At 56.2% G+C, this 23,129-nt stretch carries 29 protein-coding genes and 1 other RNA gene; 15 read left to right on the forward strand and 15 right to left on the reverse strand.

The window, feature by feature from the left end:
* Position 1: 1 nt before the first annotated feature.
* The 10 genes from cybC (at position 2) to ACFQW4_RS16655 (ending at position 8,131) form a co-directional block, all read left to right on the forward strand.
* Positions 2-391: a cytochrome b562 gene (gene cybC / locus ACFQW4_RS16610; protein ID WP_110867416.1), complete on the forward strand. Its 390-nt coding sequence runs from the start codon at positions 2-4 to the stop codon at positions 389-391.
* Positions 392-644: 253 nt separating this feature from the next.
* Complete coding sequence (locus ACFQW4_RS16615; protein ID WP_007892186.1) at positions 645-983, forward strand: glycine dehydrogenase; 339 nt, start codon at positions 645-647, stop codon at positions 981-983.
* 17 nt (positions 984-1,000) lie between these two features.
* Positions 1,001-1,357 (forward strand): SFCGS family glycine-rich protein, encoded by a 357-nt coding sequence (locus ACFQW4_RS16620; RefSeq protein ID WP_008103553.1) that lies wholly within the window; start codon positions 1,001-1,003, stop codon positions 1,355-1,357.
* Between the two features lie 2 nt (positions 1,358-1,359).
* Positions 1,360-1,656 carry a DUF4312 family protein gene (locus tag ACFQW4_RS16625; RefSeq protein WP_137386587.1) on the forward strand — a complete coding sequence of 99 codons (297 nt, stop codon included), beginning with the start codon at positions 1,360-1,362 and terminating at the stop codon, positions 1,654-1,656.
* Positions 1,657-1,683: 27 nt separating this feature from the next.
* Positions 1,684-2,460 carry a DUF4311 domain-containing protein gene (locus tag ACFQW4_RS16630; protein ID WP_101762892.1) on the forward strand — a complete coding sequence of 259 codons (777 nt, stop codon included), beginning with the start codon at positions 1,684-1,686 and terminating at the stop codon, positions 2,458-2,460.
* Between the two features lie 12 nt (positions 2,461-2,472).
* Complete coding sequence (locus tag ACFQW4_RS16635; RefSeq protein ID WP_064738408.1) at positions 2,473-3,120, forward strand: DUF4310 family protein; 648 nt, start codon at positions 2,473-2,475, stop codon at positions 3,118-3,120.
* A 103-nt stretch (positions 3,121-3,223) separates the two neighbouring features.
* Entirely contained in the window at positions 3,224-4,357 is a 1,134-nt protein-coding gene (locus ACFQW4_RS16640) for an amidohydrolase/deacetylase family metallohydrolase (RefSeq protein ID WP_137386586.1), read from the forward strand.
* Positions 4,341-5,462, forward strand: a complete 1,122-nt coding sequence (locus ACFQW4_RS16645) for a DgaE family pyridoxal phosphate-dependent ammonia lyase (RefSeq protein ID WP_101762894.1) — start codon at positions 4,341-4,343, stop codon at positions 5,460-5,462. Before ACFQW4_RS16640 ends, ACFQW4_RS16645 begins: the two co-directional genes overlap by 17 nt.
* On the forward strand, positions 5,459-6,196 hold the full coding sequence (locus ACFQW4_RS16650) for a KDGP aldolase family protein (RefSeq protein ID WP_377726272.1): 738 nt from the start codon (positions 5,459-5,461) through the stop codon (positions 6,194-6,196). The genes ACFQW4_RS16645 and ACFQW4_RS16650 overlap by 4 nt, the downstream gene beginning before the upstream one ends.
* A 24-nt stretch (positions 6,197-6,220) precedes the next feature.
* Positions 6,221-8,131, forward strand: coding sequence for a BglG family transcription antiterminator (locus ACFQW4_RS16655; RefSeq protein ID WP_377726274.1), 1,911 nt, complete (start codon positions 6,221-6,223; stop codon positions 8,129-8,131).
* A gap of 137 nt (positions 8,132-8,268) precedes the next feature.
* Here the strand turns inward: ACFQW4_RS16655 and ACFQW4_RS16660 are convergent, their stop codons facing one another.
* Positions 8,269-9,168 carry a LysR family transcriptional regulator gene (locus tag ACFQW4_RS16660; RefSeq protein ID WP_101762897.1) on the reverse strand — a complete coding sequence of 300 codons (900 nt, stop codon included), beginning with the start codon at positions 9,166-9,168 and terminating at the stop codon, positions 8,269-8,271.
* A 129-nt stretch (positions 9,169-9,297) separates the two neighbouring features.
* Between ACFQW4_RS16660 and ACFQW4_RS16665 the strand changes: the two genes are divergently transcribed.
* Positions 9,298-9,999, forward strand: a complete 702-nt coding sequence (locus ACFQW4_RS16665; RefSeq protein WP_110867406.1) for a pirin family protein — start codon at positions 9,298-9,300, stop codon at positions 9,997-9,999.
* Positions 10,000-10,053: 54 nt separating this feature from the next.
* Here the strand turns inward: ACFQW4_RS16665 and dolP are convergent, their stop codons facing one another.
* From dolP to ACFQW4_RS16685, 4 genes are read right to left on the reverse strand one after another with little or no spacing between them, the layout of a single operon-like run.
* Complete coding sequence (gene dolP / locus ACFQW4_RS16670; protein ID WP_101762899.1) at positions 10,054-10,626, reverse strand: division/outer membrane stress-associated lipid-binding lipoprotein; 573 nt, start codon at positions 10,624-10,626, stop codon at positions 10,054-10,056.
* Positions 10,627-10,640: 14 nt separating this feature from the next.
* Complete coding sequence (gene diaA, locus ACFQW4_RS16675) at positions 10,641-11,228, reverse strand: DnaA initiator-associating protein DiaA (protein WP_007890352.1); 588 nt, start codon at positions 11,226-11,228, stop codon at positions 10,641-10,643.
* Between the two features lie 14 nt (positions 11,229-11,242).
* A complete protein-coding gene (locus ACFQW4_RS16680; protein WP_377726277.1) occupies positions 11,243-11,638 on the reverse strand; it encodes a YraN family protein in 396 nt (131 codons plus the stop codon).
* On the reverse strand, positions 11,596-13,614 hold the full coding sequence (locus ACFQW4_RS16685) for a penicillin-binding protein activator (protein WP_377726279.1): 2,019 nt from the start codon (positions 13,612-13,614) through the stop codon (positions 11,596-11,598). The genes ACFQW4_RS16680 and ACFQW4_RS16685 overlap by 43 nt, the downstream gene beginning before the upstream one ends.
* Before the next feature lie 62 nt (positions 13,615-13,676).
* On the opposite strand from ACFQW4_RS16685, the gene rsmI reads away from it, so the two are divergent.
* From rsmI to mdtI, 4 genes are all read left to right on the forward strand, one after another.
* Positions 13,677-14,540 (forward strand): 16S rRNA (cytidine(1402)-2'-O)-methyltransferase, encoded by an 864-nt coding sequence (rsmI, locus tag ACFQW4_RS16690; RefSeq protein ID WP_101762901.1) that lies wholly within the window; start codon positions 13,677-13,679, stop codon positions 14,538-14,540.
* 33 nt (positions 14,541-14,573) lie between these two features.
* Positions 14,574-14,952, forward strand: an RNA gene (gene rnpB / locus ACFQW4_RS16695) — RNase P RNA component class A.
* Positions 14,953-15,470: 518 nt separating this feature from the next.
* Complete coding sequence (gene mdtJ / locus ACFQW4_RS16700) at positions 15,471-15,821, forward strand: multidrug/spermidine efflux SMR transporter subunit MdtJ (protein ID WP_377726281.1); 351 nt, start codon at positions 15,471-15,473, stop codon at positions 15,819-15,821.
* Positions 15,808-16,137: a multidrug/spermidine efflux SMR transporter subunit MdtI gene (gene mdtI, locus ACFQW4_RS16705; protein ID WP_222185357.1), complete on the forward strand. Its 330-nt coding sequence runs from the start codon at positions 15,808-15,810 to the stop codon at positions 16,135-16,137. The genes mdtJ and mdtI overlap by 14 nt, the downstream gene beginning before the upstream one ends.
* Positions 16,138-16,171: 34 nt before the next feature.
* Here the strand turns inward: mdtI and ACFQW4_RS16710 are convergent, their stop codons facing one another.
* The 10 genes from ACFQW4_RS16710 to ACFQW4_RS16755 all read right to left on the reverse strand — a co-directional run bounded on the left by ACFQW4_RS16710 (position 16,172) and on the right by ACFQW4_RS16755 (position 22,954).
* Positions 16,172-17,146 (reverse strand): glutathione S-transferase family protein, encoded by a 975-nt coding sequence (locus ACFQW4_RS16710; RefSeq protein WP_137386581.1) that lies wholly within the window; start codon positions 17,144-17,146, stop codon positions 16,172-16,174.
* Positions 17,147-17,226: 80 nt separating this feature from the next.
* Positions 17,227-17,637 carry a DoxX family protein gene (locus tag ACFQW4_RS16715; protein ID WP_008103518.1) on the reverse strand — a complete coding sequence of 137 codons (411 nt, stop codon included), beginning with the start codon at positions 17,635-17,637 and terminating at the stop codon, positions 17,227-17,229.
* Between the two features lie 207 nt (positions 17,638-17,844).
* Complete coding sequence (locus ACFQW4_RS16720) at positions 17,845-18,129, reverse strand: YqjK-like family protein (protein ID WP_008103516.1); 285 nt, start codon at positions 18,127-18,129, stop codon at positions 17,845-17,847.
* Complete coding sequence (locus ACFQW4_RS16725; protein WP_192236531.1) at positions 18,126-18,524, reverse strand: phage holin family protein; 399 nt, start codon at positions 18,522-18,524, stop codon at positions 18,126-18,128. The genes ACFQW4_RS16720 and ACFQW4_RS16725 overlap by 4 nt, the downstream gene beginning before the upstream one ends.
* A 2-nt stretch (positions 18,525-18,526) precedes the next feature.
* On the reverse strand, positions 18,527-18,832 hold the full coding sequence (locus ACFQW4_RS16730) for a YqjD family protein (protein WP_007890363.1): 306 nt from the start codon (positions 18,830-18,832) through the stop codon (positions 18,527-18,529).
* A gap of 35 nt (positions 18,833-18,867) precedes the next feature.
* Positions 18,868-19,239, reverse strand: a complete 372-nt coding sequence (locus ACFQW4_RS16735; RefSeq protein WP_146001298.1) for a DUF1090 domain-containing protein — start codon at positions 19,237-19,239, stop codon at positions 18,868-18,870.
* A gap of 174 nt (positions 19,240-19,413) precedes the next feature.
* The gene (gene mzrA, locus ACFQW4_RS16740; RefSeq protein ID WP_377726284.1) at positions 19,414-19,782 is read right to left on the reverse strand and encodes an EnvZ/OmpR regulon moderator MzrA; all 369 of its coding nucleotides are present in this window, start codon (positions 19,780-19,782) and stop codon (positions 19,414-19,416) included.
* Entirely contained in the window at positions 19,779-20,456 is a 678-nt protein-coding gene (locus ACFQW4_RS16745) for a DedA family protein (RefSeq protein ID WP_137386579.1), read from the reverse strand. Before ACFQW4_RS16745 ends, mzrA begins: the two co-directional genes overlap by 4 nt.
* A 334-nt stretch (positions 20,457-20,790) precedes the next feature.
* Positions 20,791-21,564 (reverse strand): transcriptional regulator ExuR, encoded by a 774-nt coding sequence (exuR, locus tag ACFQW4_RS16750; RefSeq protein ID WP_008103503.1) that lies wholly within the window; start codon positions 21,562-21,564, stop codon positions 20,791-20,793.
* Between the two features lie 88 nt (positions 21,565-21,652).
* Positions 21,653-22,954, reverse strand: a complete 1,302-nt coding sequence (locus ACFQW4_RS16755) for an MFS transporter (RefSeq protein ID WP_101762910.1) — start codon at positions 22,952-22,954, stop codon at positions 21,653-21,655.
* Positions 22,955-23,129: the final 175 nt, after the last annotated feature.

The raw sequence follows: 23,129 nt of genomic DNA on the forward strand, positions 1-23,129 counted from the left end.
AATGCGTAATAAGCATGTGATTGCAGTGTTGTCGTTATCGCTGTTGTTCTCCTCGGCTAGCGTGTTTGCAGCCGATTTAGAAAAAGATATGGATACGCTCAAGGATGGTCTGAGCGTAGTGAAGAAAACCTCTGACGCGCAGGAGATGCATACCGCGTTGGGTAAGATGCGCCAGGCGGCAACGGATGCTAAGCAATCCACGCCGGAAAAACTGGAAGGTCAGGCGGCCGATAGCGCGCAGATCAAGGATTATCACGCCGGTCTGGATTCGCTGATTGCCCAGATCGATGTGGTTGATCAGCTGGCGCAAGCCAACAAGCTGGACGAAGCCAAGGCCGAAGCGAAGAAACTGGAAGATATTCGCAACGCCAACCATAAGAAATTCCGTTGATAACCCGGCCAGCCCAGCGGCTGGCCTTATTCCTCTTTGCCTTATCTCCGCTTTAATCCGCATAACTCCATCACTTCTCGCATTTTGTGACCGCTTTCGCACACTTCGTGCGTCCTGAGATCTGGCGCACACTCGCCCGCGGGATTTCCACTTTGAGGTGGAAAAGTTGCGACTCAACAGCCTCAAGGCGAAAGCGTACTTTCTTATCAACGAGAAATATCTGTAATTGTCCGCTGTAAACAGGAGTAACAAGGTGAGGAGTGAAGCTGTCCCGCTGAAACAGAGCACGCCGGAAGCGATCCAGGCGCTGGCGGATAAGGTGTTAAGCCAAATTGCAGCGATCTACGCCGCACATCATATCGAAGCCAACGCCGTGCAGCAGCAGATGCTGGCTTCGCATGTCCGGGCGATGGCATCGCGCTCTTTAACGGGTGAAGCGCTACCGGAAGTAGAAGCTGAGCTGTTTGAAGATATCTCGCCGGAAACCATGGCGCTGGCGCAGCAGGTGGTGGATCTGTTTGGCAATCTGCCCAAAGAGGAAGCCTGGTTGTTGTCCGTCCATATCGAAGTGGCGAAATCGAACGAAGCATAAATTGCGAGGAATTGAACATGGTAACTGTAGTGATTGGCGATCGTCTGGGTAAAGGTCAGAAAGTAGCAGCGGGCATCGAGAAAGCCGGTGGTCGTGCGGTGGTGGTGCCAGGCGTGGCAGCCGACATGAAGCTGGGCGACGTGATGAAAGCGGAAAACGCCGACTTCGGTATCTCCTTCTGCGGCAGCGGCGGTGCCGGTGCGATTACCGCGCAGAACAAATATGGCTACAAAGCCAAACACGGGATGCGTTCGATTGACGAAGGCGTTACCGCCATCAATGAAGGTGCCACCGTGCTGGGCTTCGGCTTTATGGATAAAGAAGAGCTGGGTGAGCGTCTGGTGCAGGCCTGGACTAAAAAACACGGCAGCTAAGTATGAAACAGCAATACGAGACGCAGGTAACGGTGCAGGGCAAAGGCGACAGTAAAGCAAAAGCCTTTGCCGATGCGCTCAGCAAGGTGCAGCAGCAAGTGCTGCGCACCAGCCAAAAGATTCTGTTGCGCATTGAACCCATAGATGTGCGGGTGCTGCGCGCGCAGGAGAGCGTGCGCAAGGAAAAATTCTTGTTCTTCTTCCTCGCGCGTGAGCGACGGAATTACAGCGTTGAGCTGGACATTACCGTTAGCGTCACTGTGATCGACACCGACAAGGTGGATTTCATAGCGACTTAATAAAAACGACAACAAGGGTACGACGACATGTTTTTAATCATTTTGTTTAAGTCGTTAATCATTGGCGGATTGGTTGGCGTCGGGGTGGGAGCGGGCGCAGCGCGCATGTTCCACGCACCGACCACACAAGGTATGGGCGCGTTCCGTACCTTGGGAGAACTCAATTCCTGTGAAGGCGATCCGGCATCGCACTTCTCCTTTGGTCTCGGCTTCTTCTTTAACGCCTGGGCATCATCCGTGGCAGCGGGTTCCTTCACGCAGGACGTCGATCACCGCATTTTGCCGAACTGGGGCGCGGCGGCACTGATGGTGAAAAACCGCAACGTGGCGGAAACGCTGCACAACCCGAAACGCATGGCGATTGCCTGCGGCATCATCGGCATGATTGTGGTGGCCTTCCTTAACAGCACGGCGTCTGCGGTTCCGGCGGCGCTGCAGGTTACCGCAGTAAAAGTGCTGGTGCCGGCGGCTAACCTGCTGGTGAATACCGTGATGCCAGTGATCTTCTGGCTGGCAGCGATTGATGCCGGTAAGAAATCTGGCTTCTGGGCCACCATTTTTGGCGGTCTGGCGCAGCTGATCATGGGTAACGCCGTACCGGGTTTGGTGCTGGGCATCCTGATCGGTAAGGGTGTGGAAGAGAGCGGCTGGAACAAAGTCACCAAGGTGATGATGTTTGCCATCGTGCTGCTGTTTGCCTTGAGCGGCTTCTTCCGCGGTTTCGATCTGAAACTGCTGCAATCCTTCCAGCTGGGTATTCCGGGCTGGCTGGATATGATCCACAACAGCGTCAGCGGCAAATAAGGAGCCATCAGCATGAACGAGAACGAAAACAAAGGGTTCTGGTACGCCGACTGGTCTTTCCCGATTTTTGTTGGCCTGCTCTCCTCCGGCGTATTTGCCGGTACGCACATGTATTACCTGTACGGCATTGGTGCTTTTAACGAAGTGGCGTTTGTCTCGATGCTGCGCTCCGGTATGGAAACCGGCGTGTATGGCGCGGTGGCGGCGTTTGGTGCCAGCTTCCTGTTTGCACGCATTATCGAAGGTTCGCTAGTGGGGATTCTCGATATTGGCGGCGCGATCCAGACCGGCGTCGGCCTCGGCGTGCCTGCGCTGCTGCTCGGTGCCGGCATTGTGTTCCCGGTCGCCAACTTTGCCGCATCGCTGGCCACGGGTTTGGTGGTGGGCTTAGCGATAGGTTATCTGATCATCCTGGCGCGTAAGTTCACCATCAACCAGAGCGACTCAACCTACGGCGCAGACGTGATGATGGGCGCGGGTAACGCATCGGGCCGTTTCCTCGGGCCGCTGATTATCCTGTCGGCCATGGCGGCGTCGATTCCCATTGGTCTCGGTTCGCTGGTGGGGGCGCTGCTGTTCTACCTGTGGAATAAGCCTATTACCGGCGGCGCGATTTTGGGCGCGATGGTGTTGGGTGCGATGTTCCCAATCTCACTCTGATACTGATGTGCGGCCATATGGCTGCACATATCCGTAGCGGCGCCATTTATTGCGCGATAAATCGCGCCGCTACGAAATGAGCGTTTGTACGTGAGGAGTAAGCATGTTTGATCTGATTCTGCGCCGCGCACGTCTGTGCGACGAACAGCTGGTGGATATTGCCATCCAGCACGGCAAAATTGCCGCCGTCGGCGAGGTGAGTGGTCCGGCACAGCAGGAGCGCGATCTCGCCGGACGTTACTATGTCAGCGCTGGCTGGATTGATAGCCATGTGCACTGTTATCCCCAATCCCCGATTTATCACGACGATGCCGACACCATTGGTATGGCGCAAGGCGTCACCACGGTGGTGGATGCCGGCAGCACCGGCGCTGATGACATCGACGACTTTTATCAGCTCACGCGTTCGGCTACCACCGAAGTACGCGCGCTAATCAACATTTCACGCACCGGCATTGTGACGCAAAACGAGCTGGCCGATATGGCGCAGATTGATGGCGATGCGGTGGTGCAGGCGGTGAAACGCCGTCCCGACTTTATCGTTGGCCTGAAAGCGCGCATGAGCAGCAGCGTGGTGGGCGAGAACGGCATTCAGCCGCTGGTGCGGGCCAAGGCGATTCAGCAGGCAGCCGGAAACTTGCCGCTGATGGTGCACATTGGCAACAATCCGCCAGTGCTGGAAGAGATCGCCGATCTGCTGACCTCCGGCGACATCATTACCCACTGCTTTAACGGCAAGCCGAACCGTATCTTGTCACCGCAGGGCGAACTGAAAGCAGCGGTGAAAAATGCCATCGCGCGCGGCGTGAAGCTGGATATCGGCCACGGCGGCGCCAGCTTCAGTTTTGAGGTGGCGCGTCAGGCGATTGCGCAGGGCATTCTGCCCGACACCATCAGCTCCGACATTTACTGTCGTAACCGCATCAACGGCCCGGTGCATAGCCTGGCGCACGTGATGTCGAAATTCTTTAGCATTGGCATGACCCTGCCGCAAATCGTCGAGTGCGTCACCGTTAATGCCGCTGCTGGCTTGCGTCTGGCGGGCAAAGGGCGCTTGACCGCCGGTTATGACGCCGACCTGACCATTTTTACCGTCAAAGAGGAAGCCTGCCCGTTCGTTGATGCTGAAGGCGAACGGGTATTAGGTGAACAACATATTCTGCCGCTGGCCGTGGTTATCGCCGGTCACTGGCATCTGACTGATGAAGGGAAAGCGAATCATGTCTTCGATCTATGAAAAATATGACCTGAAACAGGTCATCAACGCCTCGGGACGCATGACCATTCTCGGCGTATCCACGCCGTCTGCGGATGTGGTGGATACCGTCAGCTACGGTCTGAATCACTACTTCGAGATGAAAGATCTGGTCAACAAGACCGGCGCTTACATCGCCAAACTGCTGGACGTGGAGAGCGCGGTGGTGGTGTCGTGCGCCTCAGCGGGCATTGCGCAGAGCGTGGCGGCGGTGATTGTTAAAGATAACGACTGGCTGCTGGAGAACCTGCACGCCGCACCGCTCAGCGTGCCGCACGATATCGTGGTGCCAAAAGGGCACAACGTGAACTTCGGCGCGCCGGTTGGCACAATGGTGGCGCTGGGCGGCGGGCGTTTGATCGAAGCCGGTTACAGCAATGAATGTTCGCCAGAGCAGTTGGCGGCGGCAATCACGCCGACCACGGCGGCGCTGATGTACATCAAATCGCACCACTGCGTGCAGAAAAGCCATCTTAGCGTGGAGCAGGCAGCGGTAGTGGCGCGCAAGCACGGCATTCCACTGATCGTTGATGCGGCAGCGGAAGAAGATTTGCAGTGCTACTACCAAATGGGCGCGGATCTGGTGATTTACAGCGGCGCCAAGGCGATTGAAGGGCCGACCAGCGGCTTAGTGATTGGTCGTACGCAATACGTTGAGTGGGTGAAGCGCCAGAGCAACGGCATTGGCCGCGCGATGAAAGTCGGCAAAGAGGGCATTCTCGGCCTGACGCAGGCGATTGAAAACTATCTGGTGCAGCCAAAAACCACCGGTGCCGAGATGGTGGCCAACATGACGCCGTTTATCGACAACCTCAACACGCTGAACGGCGTCACCGCCCGCGTGGTGTGGGATGCCGCCGGACGCGATATTGCGCGTGCCGAGATCAAGTTTGATGAAGCGGTCACCGGCTGGCCGACTGGCGAACTGGTGCAGGCGTTGAAAACTGGCGACATCGCCATCTATTTCCGTGGCTACAAAGCCAACGAAGGCATTATCGAAGCCGATGTGCGCAGCGTCAGCGCCGATCAGCTGCACATCATCTTTAGCGCTATTCAGGCGTTGATCAGCGGAGGAAAACGCGCATGAGTCTGAACCCGAATTTCTATCAGGATCGCCTGTGCCTTAACGTGCTGGCCGGTTCGAAGCAGAACGCCAAAGCGATCTGGCAGGCGGCTGAAGGCCATGTGCTGGTGGGCGTGCTGTCAAAAAACTACGCCAGCAATGAAGCGGCGATTGCCGATATGCGCGAGTATGCGGCGCTGATCGACAATGCGTTATCCGTGGGGTTGGGCGCGGGCGATCCAAACCAGTCGGCGATGGTGAGTGAGATCTCGGCGGTGCTGCAACCGCAGCACGTCAATCAGGTCTTCACCGGCGTGGCGACCAGCCGTGCGCTGCTCGGCCAGAACCAAACTGTGGTGAATGGTTTGATTTCACCGACCGGCACGCCGGGCATGGTAAAAATCTCCACCGGACCGCGCAGCTCGAAGAGCGCCGACGCGATTGTACCGATCGACAGCGCCATTGCCATGTTGCAGGACATGGGTGGTAGCTCGGTGAAATACTTCCCGATGGGCGGCCTGAAAGCGGTAAATGAGTATCGTGCGGTGGCGGAAGCCTGCGCGCGTCACGACTTCTGGCTGGAACCCACCGGCGGTATCGATCTCAATAACTTCGAAGAGATTGTGCGTATTGCGCTCGATGCGGGCGTCAGCAAAGTGATCCCGCACGTTTACAGTTCGATTATCGATAGCGCAAGCGGCGACACGCGCATTGACGATGTGCGTCAGCTTCTGGCAACGTGCAAGAAACTGCTGTAACAAATGAGTAACAGGTGAGGCTCCGTGAGATTTCCCAACCAGCGTCTGACTCAGCTTTTCGCTGCGCTGCAAAATGAAACGCTGCCGCAGGATGAGCTGGCACGTCGCTTTTCCGTTTCAACGCGCACGGTGCGCACCGATATCACCGCGCTGAATGCGCTGCTGGAACAGCATGGCGCGCAGTTTGTGCTGGCGCGCGGCGCGGGATATCAACTCAAAATTGACGATGCGGCGCGCTTTGGCCGCTTACAGCAAGAGAGCGCGACGCCACTGCGCGTGCCGCGTACCTCGCAGGAGCGCGTGCGCTATCTGCTGACGCGCTTTCTGACTGCGGCGTATTCGATCAAGCTGGAAGATCTGTCCGAAGAGTGGTTTGTCAGCCGCGCCACGCTGCAAAGCGATATGGCAGAAGTGCGCGAATGGCTGGGCCGCTATCACCTCAATATCGAAACCAAACCGCATTATGGCATGAAGCTGTTTGGCAGCGAGGCGGCGATCCGCACCTGCTTAACCGACCTGCTGTGGCAGATCGATCAGGAGACGCCGGACAGCCCGCTGCTGACGGTGGAAGCGCTGCACAGCGGCATTCTGGCGCAGCTCCAACCTTTGCTGCAACAGTGCTTCGCCCAGCACGCCATTCGCCTCAGCGATGAGGGCGATCGCTATCTGCAAATCTACTGCGCGGTGGCGGTGCGGCGCATCAGCGAAGGTTTCCCACTCAACGATCCGGGTGCGGAAGATGTGGGCGAGGAAGTGCGCGAGGCGGCGCACGATCTGATTAACCTGATGCGTCCGCTGGTCGGCAAACCGATTTCACAGGCGGAAGAGAACTGGCTGCGGGTCAACATCGCCGCACGCCAGATTCAGGCGCTGGCACCGAGCACCATTAACGCTGACGACGCCGATGCGCTGGTCGATTACCTGCTAAATTACATCAACACCCATTACAACTATCGGCTGCAGCATGATGAGCAGCTGCGCGCCGATCTGCTCACCCATATCAAAACCATGATCACGCGGGTGCGCTACCAAATCCACATCCCCAATCCGCTGCTGAGCAACATCAAACAGCACTATCCAATGGCCTACGATGTGACGCTGGCGGCGGTGACCAATTGGGGTAAATACACCCCTTACACTATCAGTGAGAACGAGATCGGTTTCCTGGTGCTGCACATTGGTGTTGGGCTGGAGAGGCATTACGACGTCGGCTATCAGCGCCATCCACAGGTGCTGCTGGTGTGCGACAGCGGCAACTCCACGCTGCGCATGATTGAGGCGCTGCTGCTGCGCAAATACCCGCAATTGGTGGTGACGGCGCGGCTGTCACAGCGCGACTATGAACTGCGCGAGCATATCGATGAAGACTTCGTGATCTCCACCGCGCGACTCAGCGAGAAGAATAAGCCGATTGCGGTGATGTCGCCATTCCCAACCGAGTTCCAGCTGGAGCAGCTCGGCAAGCTGGTGCTAGTGGATCGCACGCGCCCGTACATGCTGGAGAAGTACTTCGACGCGCAGCACTTTATGGTGCTGGATAAGCCGATGGCGCAGTCAGAGTTGTTCCGCCTGCTGTGCGATCAGCTGGAGAGCGAAGGTTTTGTCGATGCGGATTTCTATCCGTCGGTTGAGGAGCGCGAAGCGATTGTCAGCACCCTGCTCGGCGAAGGCATCGCGCTGCCGCATTCACTCGGCTTGCTGGCGCAGAAAACCGTGGTCTACACGGTGCTGGCGCCGCATGGCGTGAGCTGGGGCGAGGAGACGGCGTCGGTGATTTTCCTGCTGGCGATCAGCAAGAGTGAATACGAAGAGGCGATGGCGATTTACGATCTGTTCGTCACCTTCCTGCGCGAAAGGGCGATGACGCGGCTGCGTGATTGCGCGGATTTTGTCAGTTTTAAAGCGGTGGCGATCGATTGTTTGAGTCGGCTGTAAGGGTTGTGCGTGCTGTCCCCCATCCCGGCCTTCCCCCGCAAGCGGGGGAAGGAGATGCAGCTTCATCACTAACATGTGGCAGCATCTTCCTCCCCCATTTATGGGGGAGGACCGAGGAGGGGGAAACCCCGCACAATCTACCCGCGCTTCGCCAGCAACCTCGGAATCTCACGCAAACACCAGGCTTTGGCTTCGCCCATGCTGTCGCGGCGCCACGCCATAATAATGTCCACTTCGCGCGTATACTCGGCGCTCACCACGCGTAAACGACCTTCGGCGATATCCTGCTCCACCATCGGATACGGCATGGTCGCCACACCCAAACCGGCCAGCAGCGCGCGGCGTTTATCATCCATGCTGCTTACCGTCAGACGCTGCTGCTTATCCAGCAACTGCACCGTCAACACCGGGCGCTCGCGCGCGGTGTCCGCCACCGCGATACCGCGATACTTCACGCGCGTCACTTCTGACAGCGGCTCAGCTTCCTGATGAATTGGATGATCCGGGCTGGCAACGTAGACGCTCATCGTGCTGTACAGCTTGCGGGTGTTGATTTCGGTTGAGGCGCGGAAGTGCATATCCGGGGCAATCACGATATCGGCGCGGCCCTGTTCCAGCCTTTCCCAGGCACCGGCTAATACTTCCGTGATGAGAGAAATTTGCGTATTGGCTTTTTCTGACAGCTTCTCAACCAGCGGGAATAAACGCTCGGAAGGCACCAGCGCCTCGGCAACAATGGTGAGATGCGTTTCCCAACCGCGCGCCAGGGCTTCGGCATCGGTGGTGAGCTTGTCGGCGGCTTCCAGCAGCACGCGGCCCCGTTCCAGCAGCATGCGGCCCACGTTGGTGAACTTGGTGCGGTGGCCGGAACGGTCAAACAGCACCACATCCAGCTCCTCTTCCAGCTTCTGCATGGTGTAACTCAGCGCGGAAGGGACGCGACCCAGTTCATCGGCCGCAGCGGCAAAGCTGCCACGACGGTCAATAGCATCCATCACACGTAAAGCTTCAAGGGTTAACGCGCGGTCTTTTGCCATGCCGATTCTCTGTCAGTAAATTTGAACATGCCAGGCAGATTAACTGGCTTACAATCCGGCGTCCAGACTTTTACCATAATCCCATCAAGCCTGCGGTCGGTTCTCACCGCAGCGCGTCGGAGGATTATCATGATGACAACCCGCTGCGCGTCCGCATGTGGCCAGGCCGATTTCGGTTGGTTGCAGGCGCGCTACAGCTTCTCATTTGGCCACTATTTCGATCCAAAATTAATGGGCTATGCGTCGCTGCGCGTACTCAACCAGGAAATTCTGGCCCCGGGCGCCGCATTCCAGCCGCGCAGTTATCCGCAGGTCGATGTGCTGAATCTGGTGTTGCAGGGTGAAGCCGAGTATCGCGACAGCGAAGGCAATCATCTGGTGGCGCGTGAAGGCGAGGCGATGCTGCTTTCTGCGCGTCAGGGCGTGAATTACAGTGAAATTAACATCAGCAAAGATCGCCCGTTAACCCGCATGCAACTGTGGCTGGCGGCCTGTCCGGAACGTGAAAACCCGCTGTTGCAGAAGCTCGACCTGCCGCAACAAACCAGCGTACTGATCGCCTCGCCCGATGGCGCGCAGGGCAGCCTGCAGCTGCGCCAGCAGGTTTGGGTGCATCAGGTGACGCTAGCGCCGGGCGAGCAGTACACGGTGAAATTGCACGGACCGCGCGCTTACCTGCAATCGATCCATGGTTCGCTGGATGTGCAGGCCAGCAGCGCCAACCAGCAGCCGCTAGGCTGCGGCGACGGCGCGTTTCTCAGCGATGAGAACCAGATTAGCCTGCAGGCCAGAACGCCGCTGCGCGCGCTGGTGATTGACCTTCCCGCCTAACCCTCACGCACAAAAAAGGGCGACCGAAGTCGCCCTGATGCTTTGCTGTAACGCTTATTTGAGAATGGTGAAGGCCGTAGTCACGTGCTTCACGCCGCTCACCCGGCTGGCAACATCGGCCGCCGCCTTCGCTTCTTCTGCAGTAACCAGTCCCAACAGGAACACTTCACCGTTTTCGGTGGTCACTTTGACGTTGGAGGATTTCACCTGATCGCTGCCCAGCAACTGCGAGCGGATTTTGGTGGTGATCCAGGTATCCGATGACGAGGTGCCGAGGCTGACTTTCTGTCCATTACGGATTTCGTTATACACCTCGGTGGCCCCATCAACGCCCATGGCGATCTGTTTGGCACGGCTTGCCAGATCCGGGGTTGGCGACTGGCCGGTTAGCAGTACTTTGCCCTGATAAGCGGTGACAACCACGCGCGCCTGGTTTTTGATCTGTTCATCTTTTGCCAGTGCGTTCGAGACGCGCAGCTCCAGCGTACCGTCATCGACCTGCGTGCCCACGGTGCGCGGATCAGTGGCGGTTTTGGTGGCGACGGCAGCGCCGCCGGCAACCACGGCAACACAACCTTGCAGCAACATGGCGGTTAAGAGAATGGCGACAGCGTTCAATGCTTTCATTTGAGCTCCTTCAGTCATTCCTGGTGTGGGAATAAAGTGTTATCAATCAAATCGCACAGGCAGTTCAGCGTCAGCATATGCATTTCCTGAATGCGCGCACTGCGATGTGATGGAATGCGAATTTCCACATCATGCGGACCGAGCAGGCCCGCCAGCTCACCGCCGTCGTGGCCGGTTAACGCAACGATGGTCATATCGCGGGTAACCGCAGCTTCAACCGCTTTGACGATATCGCGGGTGTTGCCACGGGTAGAAATGGCCAGCAGCACATCACCAGCCTGACCAAGCGCTCGAACCTGCTTGGCGTAGATTTCATCGTGCAGACGATCGTTACCAATCGCCGTCAGCATCACATTATCAGCGCTCAGCGCCAGCGCAGGCAGGCTAGGGCGCTCTGTCTCGAAACGGTTAATCATGCTGGCGGCAAAATGCTGAGCATTCGCCGACGACGCACCGTTACCGCAGCTAAGGATTTTGTTACCGTTCAGCAGCGACTGCACCAGCGTCATCGCGGCGCGGGAAATCGCATCGGGCAGCGCTTCGGCTGCGGCGATTTGGGTCTGAATACTTTCGGTAAAACACGCTTTAATTCTGTCCTGCACAAGACCACCTGGTTCTATCCATCGGCATTAAAGGCATCGGGCAGCCACTCCAGCTCACGCCCGGTAATGGCAATGATGTCAAAACGGCAATTCACCGTATCAAAACTGCCGCCACGCGCCAGCAACCAGAGCGCGGCGGCACGCAGCAGCTTTTGTTGTTTCTGGCGCGTTACGCTGGCGGCGGCACCGCCGTAGCGCGCATCGCGTCGATAGCGCACTTCAACAAATACCCAGCAATCGGCGTCGCGCATAATCAGGTCAATTTCCCCGCTGCGACAGCGTACATTGCTGGCAAACCACTGCAGCCCGGCGCGCTCCAGATAGCGACGCGCCAGTTGTTCCTGCTTAGCGCCAATGCGCTGGCGGTTTACTGCACCGGAACGATCTGTCCCTGACGATACTGGTTCCATGCCAACTTCCTGTTGATCACGCAATCCGTGTCGGCGTTCAGCTTGCCGGTGTTGCCATCAATGGCAAAGCCAGGCACCTGACGCATCTGGTTAAAGTTATTCGCCAGCGTCCAGGCATCAATGCCCATAGCGTAGAGGCGAACCAGCGAATAATCGTTGTTGAACGACTTCGCCGCCTGCTGCATTAAGCCCGGATTGCTACCGGACAGCAGCGGAATATCGCTGAACTGCAGGCCATCCATCTCCAGACGGAAGTCCGGGCCTGCACCCGCCTGCGCACTGCGTGAGCTGGCGTACAGCGCGGTGTTGTTGCGGCTGCTGGTGCGCATCGCAATCATCGGCTTGATCAGCTGCAGCTCATCCTGGCTGGCGACGATGTACACCGCATCCACGCTACCGCTGCTGGCATCGGCCGTTGGCGCCGGTGCGCTGGTTTGCGGTGCAGGAATCGTCAGGCCAGCAATCGCCACGCTCTGCGATTGTGCAGGCTCAACGTTGAGCGGCGTGCCGCTTAACGCGATACCCGCACCGCTGTTGATGCCTTGCTTGAGTTCGCCGACGCCGCCAAAACGCTGCTGCAGCACGGTTGAGCCACCCAGCGTTTGCCACTCTTGCGCGAACGCTTTGCTGATACGGTCGCCATAACTGCTGCGCGGCACCAGCAATAATGGCTGGCGTTTGCCTTGCTCGTAGATATGGTGCGCGGCATCGCGTGCTTCGTCTTCAGGAGAAAGCGCAAAGTAACAAATATTCGGATGGTTCTGGATCTGTTCTGGCTCGTTCAGGGCCAACACGTTAAGCGGCGTGTTGCTATTGGCGACGGTTTCAACGTCATTTTTTAGAAGCGGGCCGACCACCAGCGTGGCGCCATCTTGCTGCGCCTGCTGCATCACCTGCGCAATCGGCTGGCTACTGGTGTCATACACTTTCACCTGCGCATTGCTGTTGCCCTGTGCGGCGGCGGGTTGTGCGGCTGGCTGTGACTGATCGGTTTGCGGCGGTGTGTTACCTGCAACGGCGGGGCTGACCACGCTATTGGCATCCGCTGGCGGCTGTGCGCTGGCATCGGCTGTATTAGCCTCAGGAGCGGCTTGCGGTGCCGGTGCATTGAGCACGCCATTGCGCGCATCGGTGAAGCCTTTCTGAATCGCATTGGCAAACACCTGCGCCTGGCCGTTAAGCGGCAGCAGCAGCGCGATGGTATTGGTCGACGCTTTGGTGAAGTTCTGCACCTGGCTGAGCTGGGTTGGCAGTGTCTTCGCGCCTGGGTTCTGCGGATAACGCGTCTGCCAGTCCTGAATCGCCGCTTTCAACATTTGTGGGTCCTGGCTGTTTGCGCGCCAGGTATTCAGCAGATCGAGCCAGCCCTGCAGGGTATTTTCATCAGCATTGATCACCAGGCTGTTGATCTGATCCTGGGTCATCTGCGTCAGCGCTTGCCAGGTTGCATCGATATTGCTTTGGTGATCGGCACCTTTCAGCAGCGGCTCCTGCGCTATATAGGCACGCAGCAGCGAGAGTGAAGGGCGATTCTGTGCCGCCGCGATTTGCAGCGCGTAGTAACGCACCTGCTGGTCCTGCGACAAGCCGCCGCTTTTCACCTGGCCCAGCAGCTGTTGCGCACCGGTGTAATCCTGCTGCCCAATCTGCATCTGCGCGCGCAGCAGCAGCAGTTCTTGCTGTTGCACTTCGCTTAACTGCTGCGGCAATTGATTGAGCTGATTCGCCGCCTGCGGATACTTTCCTTCCTTCAACAGGGCACGGATGGCAAGTAATTGCCAGTCGGTCTTGCTATCATCGCTGCTTTGCTGCACCTGCTGCAGATAATAGTCAGACCGGCCAGTCGCAGGACCCTGAATATTGACGTTAGAGGTTTGTTGCGGTCCCTGACCACTACAGGCGGCTAAAATCAGCCCAGCGAGAAGAACAGGTACTAAGCGTCCTGCTTTATGACGTACGACTTTTGAAGGAAGCATACTGTATCCAGTGATGTTTTTTTCAAGATGCTCAATATTAAATCGGCAATTCGGATGAAACAATGAAACAACTCGATCGGGCAGAGATTTCTGCCAGCACGCTCTATATCGTTCCTACCCCGATCGGTAACCTGGGTGATATCACTCAACGAGCGTTGACGGTGCTCTCAAGCGTCGATCTAGTCGCAGCGGAAGATACACGTCATACCGGGCTGTTGCTACAACATTTCGCCATCAATGCGCGACTCTTCGCACTTCACGACCACAACGAACAGCAGAAAGCTGAGGTGCTGTTAGCTAAGCTGCAAGAGGGCCAGAGCATCGCGCTGGTCTCCGATGCCGGCACGCCGTTAATCAACGATCCCGGCTACCATTTGGTGCGTCGCTGCCGTGAAGCTGGTGTGCGCGTGGTGCCGTTGCCAGGTGCTTGTGCGGCGATTACAGCATTAAGCGCGGCGGGGTTACCGTCCGATCGTTTCTGTTACGAAGGGTTTCTACCGGCCAAAAGCAAAGGACGTTGCGATGTGCTGCGCGCGCTGGGTGAAGAGCCGCGTACGCTGATTTTCTACGAATCGACCCATCGCCTGATCGATAGCCTGCAGGATATGGTCAGCGTGTGGGGCGGCGAGCGCTACGTGGTGCTGGCGCGTGAGATCACCAAAACGTGGGAATCTATTCAGGGCGCACCGGTCGGCGAGTTGCTGGCGTGGGTGCAGGAAGATGAAAATCGTCGTAAAGGCGAGATGGTGCTGATTGTTGAAGGCCATAAAGCGGATGAAGAAGCGCTGCCAGCGGAGGCGTTGCGCACGCTGGCGCTGCTGCAAAAAGAGCTGCCATTGAAGAAAGCCGCTGCGCTGACGGCGGAAATTCATGGTGTGAAGAAGAACGCGCTTTATAAGTACGCGCTGGAGCAGCAAGAGGCGTGACAAACGCTGGCAGATCGCCTATTATCCCGCGCCGAAGCTGACCAGACAGTCGCCGCTTTGTCGTCGTCCTCTTTCGGGGGGAGACGGGCAAAGGGGAGGAAAGTCCGGGCTCCATAGGGCAGGGTGCCAGGTAACGCCTGGGGGGCGCAAGCCTACGACCAGTGCAACAGAGAGCAAACCGCCGATGGCCCAGTAATGGGATCAGGTAAGGGTGAAAGGGTGCGGTAAGAGCGCACCGCGCGGCTGGCAACAGTTCGTGGCACGGTAAACTCCACCCGGAGCAAGGCCAAATAGGGGTTCACAAGGTACGGCCCGTACTGAACCCGGGTAGGCTGCTTGAGCCAGTGAGCGATTGCTGGCCTAGATGAATGACTGTCCACGACAGAACCCGGCTTATCGGTCAGTTTCGACTTTTTTAAACACAAAACCCGCTTCGGCGGGTTTTGTGTTTTCTGGGGCTGGGTGCGCGCTGTCCCTCATCCTAACCTTCTCCCGCAGGCGGGAGAAGGGACCGATCGAGCGATCTTTCAAACCGCAGCGGCTTATTCCCTCTCCTGTGGGAGAGGGCTAGGGTGAGGGCATCAGTCCAATAACATTAATTAAACGCCTCCACGTAAAGAAATGAAAATCCCTAAAAACATTACTGCCGCTATGCCAGAATAAGCGCGTGTTTAACTACTGAGGACAAATTTAATCCACACTGACGAGAAGCAACAACGTGGATAAGTTGTAATTTTATGGACAAAATGTTTGCGTCAAATAAGGCTTCACTCTCCTCCTCTCTCTCTGAATCAAACTGCTCAATCTGCGATCAGCACTGGCGCTTCGCGCTTTAGTTCCGTTCTCTCCTATTCTGACTTTTTAATTTAACTTTGCTAACACGCCTATTTTCGCGTGGGTGGCGTTTATTTCTCGTTCAGGAGAGAAATCATGCTGTATTGGATTTTATTAGCGCTGGCGATCGCCGCGGAAATTATTGGCACCGTCTCAATGAAATGGGCCAGCGTAAACGGTGGCAACGCCGGTTATATTTTTATGCTGATGATGATCGCACTTTCTTATATCTGTTTATCCTTCGCCATTAAACGTATTGCCCTTGGCGTGGCGTATGCCATGTGGGAAGGCATTGGCATTCTGTTTATTACGCTGTTTAGCGTGCTGTTGTTCGATGAAGCCTTATCCGCCATCAAAGTAGCCGGCCTGCTGACGCTGATCCTCGGCATCGTCCTGATCAAATCCGGCACGCTGAGCCGCAAGGAGCTGCGCCATGGCAACGTTTAACTGGCTGCATATCGCATGGCTGGCGCTGGCCATTGGCCTGGAGATCGTCGCCAATATCTTCCTGAAATACTCCAACGGTTTCCGCCGTCCACTGTTTGGCGTGTTATCGCTGGTGGCGGTGCTGGCGGCGTTCAGTGCGCTGGCGCAGGCGGTGAAAGGCATTGATTTGACGGTCGCCTACGCGTTATGGGGCGGGCTGGGATTGGTCGCCACCGTGGCGGCAGGCTGGATTCTGTTTGGCCAGCGTCTGAGTCGGGTTGGCTGGCTGGGTGTGGGATTGTTGTTGATCGGTATGGTGCTGATTAAGTTTGCCTAAAGTACCCTCTCCACGTTGGGAGAGGGTAAGAACATCAACCCCGGCCGTGTGGCTCATCCCAGTCAAAGGCTGGACCCAGCGAGATCACGCCGCTTGGGTTGATGGTTTTGTGGCTGCAGTAGTAGTGATGGCGAATGTGCGGCAAATTAACCGTGTCAGCGATGCCTGGCATCTGATAGATGTCGCGCAGGAAGCCGCTCAGATTACGGTAATCACTGATGCGGTGACGATCGCACTTAAAGTGGGTGACGTAGACCGGATCGAAGCGCACCAGTGTGGTCCACAAGCGCAAATCGGCTTCGGTGAGTTGGTTGCCAGTGAGATAGCGGTGTTGGCCAAGAATCTGTTCGAGACGCGCTAACGAATGGAACAGCGCCGTTACCGATTCATCGTACGCCGCCTGCGAAGTGGCAAAACCGCTTTTATACACGCCATTGTTGACCGTGTCGTAAACCCAGCTGTTCACTTCATCAATTTTGTCGCGCAGCTCCGCCGGATAATAGTCACCCGCGCGGGCACCTTGCGCATCAAAAGCGCTGTTGAGCATGCGCATGATGTCGGCGGATTCATTACTGACGATGGTTTGCTGGGTTTTATCCCACAGCACTGGCACGGTCACACGGCCGGAATAGTGCGCATCGGCGTGCAGATAGATCTGATAGAGAAACTCTTTTTGATACAACGCATCGCCGGTGGCATCAGGGAAACTGGCGTCAAAGGTCCAGCCGTTCTCCAGCATCAGCGGATGCACCACCGAAACCGAAATCATCTCCTCCAATCCCTTGAGTTTAAGCATTAATAGCGTGCGATGCGCCCACGGGCAGGCAAGCGAGACGTAAAGATGATAGCGATCACGCTCAGCGGCGAAGCCCGCTTTGCCGGTTGGACCGGCGCTGCCATCGGCGGTAACCCAGTTACGCCAGACGGCTTCTGTGCGCTTGAAGCGGCCACCAGTTGACTTCGTATCGTACCAGGTATCATGCCAGACACCGTCAATCAGCTGTCCCATAAGCCCTCCATAATAAAAAGGGGCGAGGAAAATCCCCGCCCCTGCAATTCAGTATATGTGTTCTCTAACGCTTGTGCTGCTTAGCGTGCGGTCGCTGGCTGAACGCGCTGACGAATCAGTCGGTCAATGCTGTAAGCGCCTGGACCTACCAGACCCAACACCAGGAAGCCACCGGCGATGGAGAGGTTTTTCATGAACATCAGCTGGTTAACACCTTCCGCGAAGTTGCTGTGGAACAGGAACGCGGTCAGCAGAGTAAAGCCAGCGGTGAACAGGGCGGTAAAGCGCGTCAGGAAACCGAACAGAATCGCCAGGCCGCCACCGAACTCCAGCAGAATAACCAGCGGCAGCAGGAAGCCTGGGACGCCCATTGCCTGCATGTATTGTGCGGTACCGGCGTAACCGGTGATTTTGCCCCAGCCTGCGGTGATAAACAGAATGGTCATTAATACGCGTGCTACCAGCAGGCCTGAGTCTTCGAATTTTTTCATCATCTACTCCAACAAGGTTTTTGTTGCAGGTTGTTGGCCTGCGGGTTTTGAATCCCCTTGAACCGGTTGTTTCAGTTCACTGGGCTGATGGAGGGAGATGATAATCGCAGGTTGAAAGAGTTGTAAGCGAGATAAACTGTCAATGTTGTTCAGTAAATTTGAGGAGAGTAAAACCGAATCAATTCGATCCGGTTTTAAAGAGAGAAGCTAGCGGGTATTTAAAGTCGATTTGATCATGCGCCAGGTGCTCCAGACGCCGAAACCGCGCTTGGCCCAGCGCAGCAGACGATTGGGGCTGCGAATCGACCAAATGGCCAATGCACTGCTGCCAATCGCCAGATAACGACGCATGCCAATGATGGTTAACCAGCCGCGATCGTACTGCGCGGTGCTGGTCAGCCAGTCGCGGCTGTCGGCGCTGAGGTCAAGCCGCTGCTGCTGCACCTGATTGAGCAGTTCGTGAATGCGTGCTTCACGTTCGCGGCGGCTCATGAGCGATGCTCCTCCAGCAGTTTGCGATCGGTATCCAGCTCTTTACGCGTATGGCGCAACAACGTTGACTGACGTGATTTGTATAACGTCCACAAACCGAAGATGAGCGCCAGAGCAAATAGCACCGCCGTAGTGATGGCAATCGCCATCAGGCGATATTGTGCGTCCACCGCCCAGATGATCAACACCATCAGGCTCATGAGACCGAAAGCGGTAAACAGCATAGTAAGGCCCACCATCATCAGCATCTGAATCAGGTTGGCCTTTTCCTCTTCCAGTTCCACAATTGCCAGTCTAACGCGCGTCTCGACCATGCTGACCAGCGTGGTAACTACCCGTTGACCGATGTTAAAGACCCCTTTGCCGGGGCCGTGGCTTTGCTGACTATCACTCATCATTAACGCCGTGAGATTAAAATGCCGATGAGAATACCTACCGCTGCACCGATACCCACGCCGTGCCACGGATTGTCGCGCACGTATTCGTCCGCTTTTTCCGCTGCTTCACGCGTGGTTTGTGCAATACGTTCGCCGGAATCGCCGAGACGTTCACGGGAGCTTTCAATAGCGCCGCGCGCTTTATGACGCAGTTTATCCAGCTCACCTTTGGATTTATCTGCTGAGCTGCTCAGCACTTCTTCCAGGGTATCAGCCAGATTTTTCAATTCAGCGCGCAGATGTTCAGATGTTGTTTCTTTAGCCATGGAAATCTCCTTTTACAGCATTGAGTTAAGTCCGATTAATAGGGTTCAGCTTCAAGCTTTTTCAGTTCGTGCTGCGCATCGAGCAGCTTACGTTCGCGCTTCTCAATTTTGTCCTTGTCGCCATCCTGACGCTCTTCTTTCAGCTCACGCTCACGTTCGGCGATTTTGTGCTTCTGCTCAGCGATGCGTTCGCTATGTGCAGATTTCAGCTTCTCATCGGTGCAGCCTGCGCGGACTTCGGTTAACGCGCGCTCCAGCCCGGTAACGCGGCGCTGGTTGTCGTGCTGTTTCGCCATATCGATCTCGCGTTGAATATCCTGCTCTTTTTGTTGGCAGAGCGATTCAGCCGCCAGCAGCGAACCCGAGAGTGAAAAAAGAATAGCACCTAGCAGTAATTGATGTTTCATCAGGTTGTGACCTTCCATTGTTGATGACCTGCCCGAGAGCAGACAGGAGAAGCTTCCCAGCATGTCTTAGGCTTACGCTATCTCTAAGGATAGACAGCAGACGAAAAAATTCAAAGAAGACGCGGGGATAGCGAGGATTAGCTCACCGCCTGGCTTAACGTCAGGCGGTGAAATTTAGCTAAAAATTGGGCGACTGGCGTCAGGATATTGCTGCGAAGCCTGCGGGCCAGCGGCGACGACAAAGCCTTGTGGCAACAGGCGCTTCAACACTTTTTGCGCCGCCAGGCTCTGTTCTTCATTCTCAAAATGAATCACCAGCGCATCGCCGGAGGGCGTAATACTTTTGATACGCACGCCCTGCGCAGAAAGTTGCTGATAAAGATAAAAACCATCGGGCAGATTGGTGCCGCTGTTGGCGACGCGGATCTGCACCACGGTTTCATGCTGCATCAAGGTCGGAACGAAACAGATCGCCAGCAGCACCAACGCGCCACCCAGCGCCCAAGGCAGGAAACGCCTTGGGAATCCACGGAATGTGATCATGACTGTGAATTCCCGCTACGCGCTGACTGACGTTTACGCCAAATCACCACTAAAGAACCGATCAGGCCAATCACCAGCAGCACCAGCGGCAGCAGCATCAGGCACAACATCAGCTCATCTTCGTAACGACGAAAAATCGGCGTTTTACCCAGAGCGAAACCCAGCACGGTAAGGATCAGCACCCACAGGAAGCCACTTACCCAGTTGAAGAACTGGAAGCGCGCATTACTCAGGCCAGAAAGCCCGGCGATGGTAGGGAGCAAGGTGCGGACGAAGGCAATAAAGCGACCCACCAGCAGTGCAGACAAGCCATGGCGATGGAACAGCCGATGGGCGCGTTGATGATATTGCGCGGGCAAGTGTGAAAGCCATTTTTGCACGGTAGGCGTATTACCGAGCCAGCGACCCTGAATGTAGCTCACCCAGCAGCCAAGGCTGGCGCCGGTGGTCAGAATCAGCAGCGTCAGCGGGAAACCCATGGTGCCTTTGGCAATCAAAACGCCGACCAAAATCAGTAAACTATCGCCCGGCAGAAAGGCGGCGGGCAGCAATCCATTTTCCAGAAACAGAATCATGAATAACACGCCATAAATGGCCCAAACCAACGTCGGGTCGGAGAGCATTTCGTAATCCTGCTGCCATAAGGCATGCAGCAATGCTTGCAAAATATCCATCAATCATTCCTGAACATCATTGTTAAACGTGCCCGTGAGGGGCTTAGGCGCAGACTGGCGTTGGTTATACATTTTAGATAAGCAGCCTGAGCAGGAGTTTCCGGATCCTTCCAGAATTGATTGTTAAATCAGCGACTTTTTAAAGCCCTGTCGCAAAGGGTAATAAAAGGGCGATAACTGTAACAAAAATAACGTTATCCAGACAGGGGAAAGTGCCTGCCGCACAGGAGTTTTACCTTTAGACGCAGGTGGTCAAAAGGAGCTTTACATGAGCTGACACTATTGCAGACTAACTGACTTTTTCAGCAACAAAACGCCTGAAAAATAAGCAGGATCAGCGTGGGTTTTCGCTACCTTCAGGCAGGATGACCGGATTTTCAGCAAACATGTAACGATCAACGTTAAATTCGAAATCGTCGGTGGTGGCGTTAAACAGCATCTGCTTAGTATTTTCCAGATGCTGCCACATTGCCAGCTTACTGGCGGCGGGATCTTTGCGGATCAGGGCTTTGAGGATCTGGTCGTGATCGTCACACCAGCTGGTGATATTTTTGGCATCAATATGTTCGTGCAGCTTTAACCAGTAAGGATTGTGCAGACGGTGCAGCCACATCTTCTCGACAATCGCTGCTAAGGCGCTGTTCTGCGTCGATTGCGCAATGCGCACGTGAAACTCCATATCCCACGCCGAATCGCGCGAATGATCTTCCTGACGTGCTTTCTCCTGAATTGCCATCAGTGCCACGATATCCTGGCGTGTCACCTGCGTGGCGGCAAACTCAGCCACGTTGCTTTCAATTAGCTGGCGCGCCTGCAATAACTCGAAGGGGCCAAAATTAGCGAACTCCAGCTGGCTGGACGTTACCACGCGGTTCTGCTGCTGGCTGCTGATGACGTGAATGCCGGAACCTTTCCGCACCTCCACGTAACCTTCCACTTCGAGCATGATGATCGCTTCACGCACCACGGTACGGCTCACCTGCATCTCTTCCGCAATCAGACGCTCGGCAGGCAGTTTGTCGCCGACCCGGTAGTCGGCAGCTTCAATGCGGCGTTTGAGTTCGCTGGCGAGTTGTTGATAGAGGCGTCGTGATTCGGTCAGGTCCATTGCGCGGTCCGCTGTGGGAGAAAGTTGAGTTGTTATACCACTTCAGCCGCACAGAGGAAATGGGCTGGCCGATGCCAGCCCGGAAAGGTTAGGTGCGCACTGCAGCGGACTGCACCGCAGGCTGATCGTCGAGTTCAGAAACCGGCTGGTTTTTCAGCACCGTCCAGATAACCACCGCGCCTAACAGATCAAACACCGCCAGCGCCGCAAACAGCGGGCTGAAGCCCAGCGTATCGGCTAGCGCACCGACCACCAACGCAAACAGGGTGCTCGCCGTCCAGGCCGCCATGCCGGTTAAGCCGTTGGCGGTAGCCACTTCGTTACGGCCAAATACATCCGAAGAGAGCGTGATCAGCGCGCCTGAAAGCGCCTGATGGGCAAAACCACCGACGCATAACAACCCAATCGCCACATACGGGCTGGTGAACAACCCGATGGTGCCTGGCGCAATCATTAACACCGCGCCCATGGTCACCACCAGTTTGCGTGAGACGATGAGATTGACGCCAAACCAGCGTTGAAACAGCGGCGGCAAGTAGCCACCGACGATGCAGCCGAGATCGGCGAACAACATCGGCATCCAGGCAAACATGGCGATCTCTTTCAAATTGAAGCCGTACACCTTAAACATAAATAACGGAATCCACGCGTTAAACGTTCCCCACGCGGGTTCGGCGAGGAAACGCGGCAGCGCAATGCCCCAGAACTGGCGATTGCGCAGGATCTGGCGTGCCGACATCTTCTTATTATTACCGGTTTGATGCTGCAACTCCTGGCCGGCAATGATGTAGTGACGCTCCTCATCGCTCAGCTTGGTTTGTTGTTTAGGATGCTTATAAAACACCAGCCAGCAGAGGGCCCACACCATGCTCAGCACGCCAGTAATAATGAACGCCATTTGCCAGCTGTGTGCCATGATCGCCCACACCACCAGCGGCGGCGCCAGCATTGCGCCAATTGACGAGCCCACGTTGAAATAGCCCACCGCCACCGAACGCTCTTTGGCAGGGAACCATTCGCTACTGGCTTTCAGGCCTGCGGGAATCATTGCTGCTTCGGCGGCACCCACCGCGCCGCGTGCTAGTGCAAAGCCGCCCCAACTGCCCGCCATCGCGGTTGCCGCACAGAAGATTGCCCACAGCACGGCAAACACCGCATAACCAATTTTGGTGCCGAGCATGTCCAGCACATAACCGGCTACCGGCTGCATGATGGTGTAGCACGCCGAATAGGCGGCGACGATATAAGAATATTGTTGCGTGGTGATACCCAACTGCGTTTCCAGCGTGGGCGCAGCGACGGCAATGGTATTGCGCGTCAGGTAACCGAGCACGGTGCCCAGCGTCACCAGCCCAATCATGTACCAGCGTAGCCCTTTGATCTTACGCATTATTAACCTCGTCCAGTCTGTCGTTGCGGTTTTACCGTTGTAGTTATCTGGAGCGGGAAGACGTGAACAGTGCTGTTCACTCCCGCAGTTCCTTGCCTGTGCCATTAATCCCGTTAGCAACGGAGCGAGAGGTTAACTTGTTATACCGCTTTAAAAGTTGAATGCCATCACATAA

This window comes from Pantoea sp. GCM10028869, from assembly GCF_042666835.1.
GTDB lineage: Bacteria > Pseudomonadota > Gammaproteobacteria > Enterobacterales > Enterobacteriaceae > Pantoea > Pantoea leporis.

Excerpts from the sequence above, each read along its gene's own strand:
- ACFQW4_RS16725 (WP_192236531.1), bottom strand. The coding sequence starts at position 18,524 with ATGAGTGATAGTCAGCAAAGCCACGGCCCCGGCAAAGGGGTCTTTAAC.
- mdtJ (WP_377726281.1), top strand. The coding sequence starts at position 15,471 with ATGCTGTATTGGATTTTATTAGCGCTGGCGATCGCCGCGGAAATTATT.
- ACFQW4_RS16735 (WP_146001298.1), bottom strand. The coding sequence starts at position 19,239 with ATGAAACATCAATTACTGCTAGGTGCTATTCTTTTTTCACTCTCGGGT.
- exuR (WP_008103503.1), bottom strand. The coding sequence starts at position 21,564 with ATGGACCTGACCGAATCACGACGCCTCTATCAACAACTCGCCAGCGAA.
- ACFQW4_RS16630 (WP_101762892.1), top strand. The coding sequence starts at position 1,684 with ATGTTTTTAATCATTTTGTTTAAGTCGTTAATCATTGGCGGATTGGTT.
- ACFQW4_RS16685 (WP_377726279.1), bottom strand. The coding sequence starts at position 13,614 with ATGCTTCCTTCAAAAGTCGTACGTCATAAAGCAGGACGCTTAGTACCT.
- ACFQW4_RS16720 (WP_008103516.1), bottom strand. The coding sequence starts at position 18,129 with ATGAGCCGCCGCGAACGTGAAGCACGCATTCACGAACTGCTCAATCAG.
- mdtI (WP_222185357.1), top strand. The coding sequence starts at position 15,808 with ATGGCAACGTTTAACTGGCTGCATATCGCATGGCTGGCGCTGGCCATT.
- ACFQW4_RS16710 (WP_137386581.1), bottom strand. The coding sequence starts at position 17,146 with ATGGGACAGCTGATTGACGGTGTCTGGCATGATACCTGGTACGATACG.
- rsmI (WP_101762901.1), top strand. The coding sequence starts at position 13,677 with ATGAAACAACTCGATCGGGCAGAGATTTCTGCCAGCACGCTCTATATC.
- ACFQW4_RS16680 (WP_377726277.1), bottom strand. The coding sequence starts at position 11,638 with ATGGAACCAGTATCGTCAGGGACAGATCGTTCCGGTGCAGTAAACCGC.
- ACFQW4_RS16625 (WP_137386587.1), top strand. The coding sequence starts at position 1,360 with ATGAAACAGCAATACGAGACGCAGGTAACGGTGCAGGGCAAAGGCGAC.
- ACFQW4_RS16745 (WP_137386579.1), bottom strand. The coding sequence starts at position 20,456 with ATGGATATTTTGCAAGCATTGCTGCATGCCTTATGGCAGCAGGATTAC.
- ACFQW4_RS16645 (WP_101762894.1), top strand. The coding sequence starts at position 4,341 with ATGTCTTCGATCTATGAAAAATATGACCTGAAACAGGTCATCAACGCC.
- ACFQW4_RS16660 (WP_101762897.1), bottom strand. The coding sequence starts at position 9,168 with ATGGCAAAAGACCGCGCGTTAACCCTTGAAGCTTTACGTGTGATGGAT.
- ACFQW4_RS16640 (WP_137386586.1), top strand. The coding sequence starts at position 3,224 with ATGTTTGATCTGATTCTGCGCCGCGCACGTCTGTGCGACGAACAGCTG.
- mzrA (WP_377726284.1), bottom strand. The coding sequence starts at position 19,782 with ATGATCACATTCCGTGGATTCCCAAGGCGTTTCCTGCCTTGGGCGCTG.
- ACFQW4_RS16635 (WP_064738408.1), top strand. The coding sequence starts at position 2,473 with ATGAACGAGAACGAAAACAAAGGGTTCTGGTACGCCGACTGGTCTTTC.
- ACFQW4_RS16730 (WP_007890363.1), bottom strand. The coding sequence starts at position 18,832 with ATGGCTAAAGAAACAACATCTGAACATCTGCGCGCTGAATTGAAAAAT.
- dolP (WP_101762899.1), bottom strand. The coding sequence starts at position 10,626 with ATGAAAGCATTGAACGCTGTCGCCATTCTCTTAACCGCCATGTTGCTG.
- ACFQW4_RS16650 (WP_377726272.1), top strand. The coding sequence starts at position 5,459 with ATGAGTCTGAACCCGAATTTCTATCAGGATCGCCTGTGCCTTAACGTG.
- ACFQW4_RS16665 (WP_110867406.1), top strand. The coding sequence starts at position 9,298 with ATGATGACAACCCGCTGCGCGTCCGCATGTGGCCAGGCCGATTTCGGT.
- ACFQW4_RS16715 (WP_008103518.1), bottom strand. The coding sequence starts at position 17,637 with ATGAAAAAATTCGAAGACTCAGGCCTGCTGGTAGCACGCGTATTAATG.
- cybC (WP_110867416.1), top strand. The coding sequence starts at position 2 with ATGCGTAATAAGCATGTGATTGCAGTGTTGTCGTTATCGCTGTTGTTC.
- ACFQW4_RS16620 (WP_008103553.1), top strand. The coding sequence starts at position 1,001 with ATGGTAACTGTAGTGATTGGCGATCGTCTGGGTAAAGGTCAGAAAGTA.
- ACFQW4_RS16755 (WP_101762910.1), bottom strand. The coding sequence starts at position 22,954 with ATGCGTAAGATCAAAGGGCTACGCTGGTACATGATTGGGCTGGTGACG.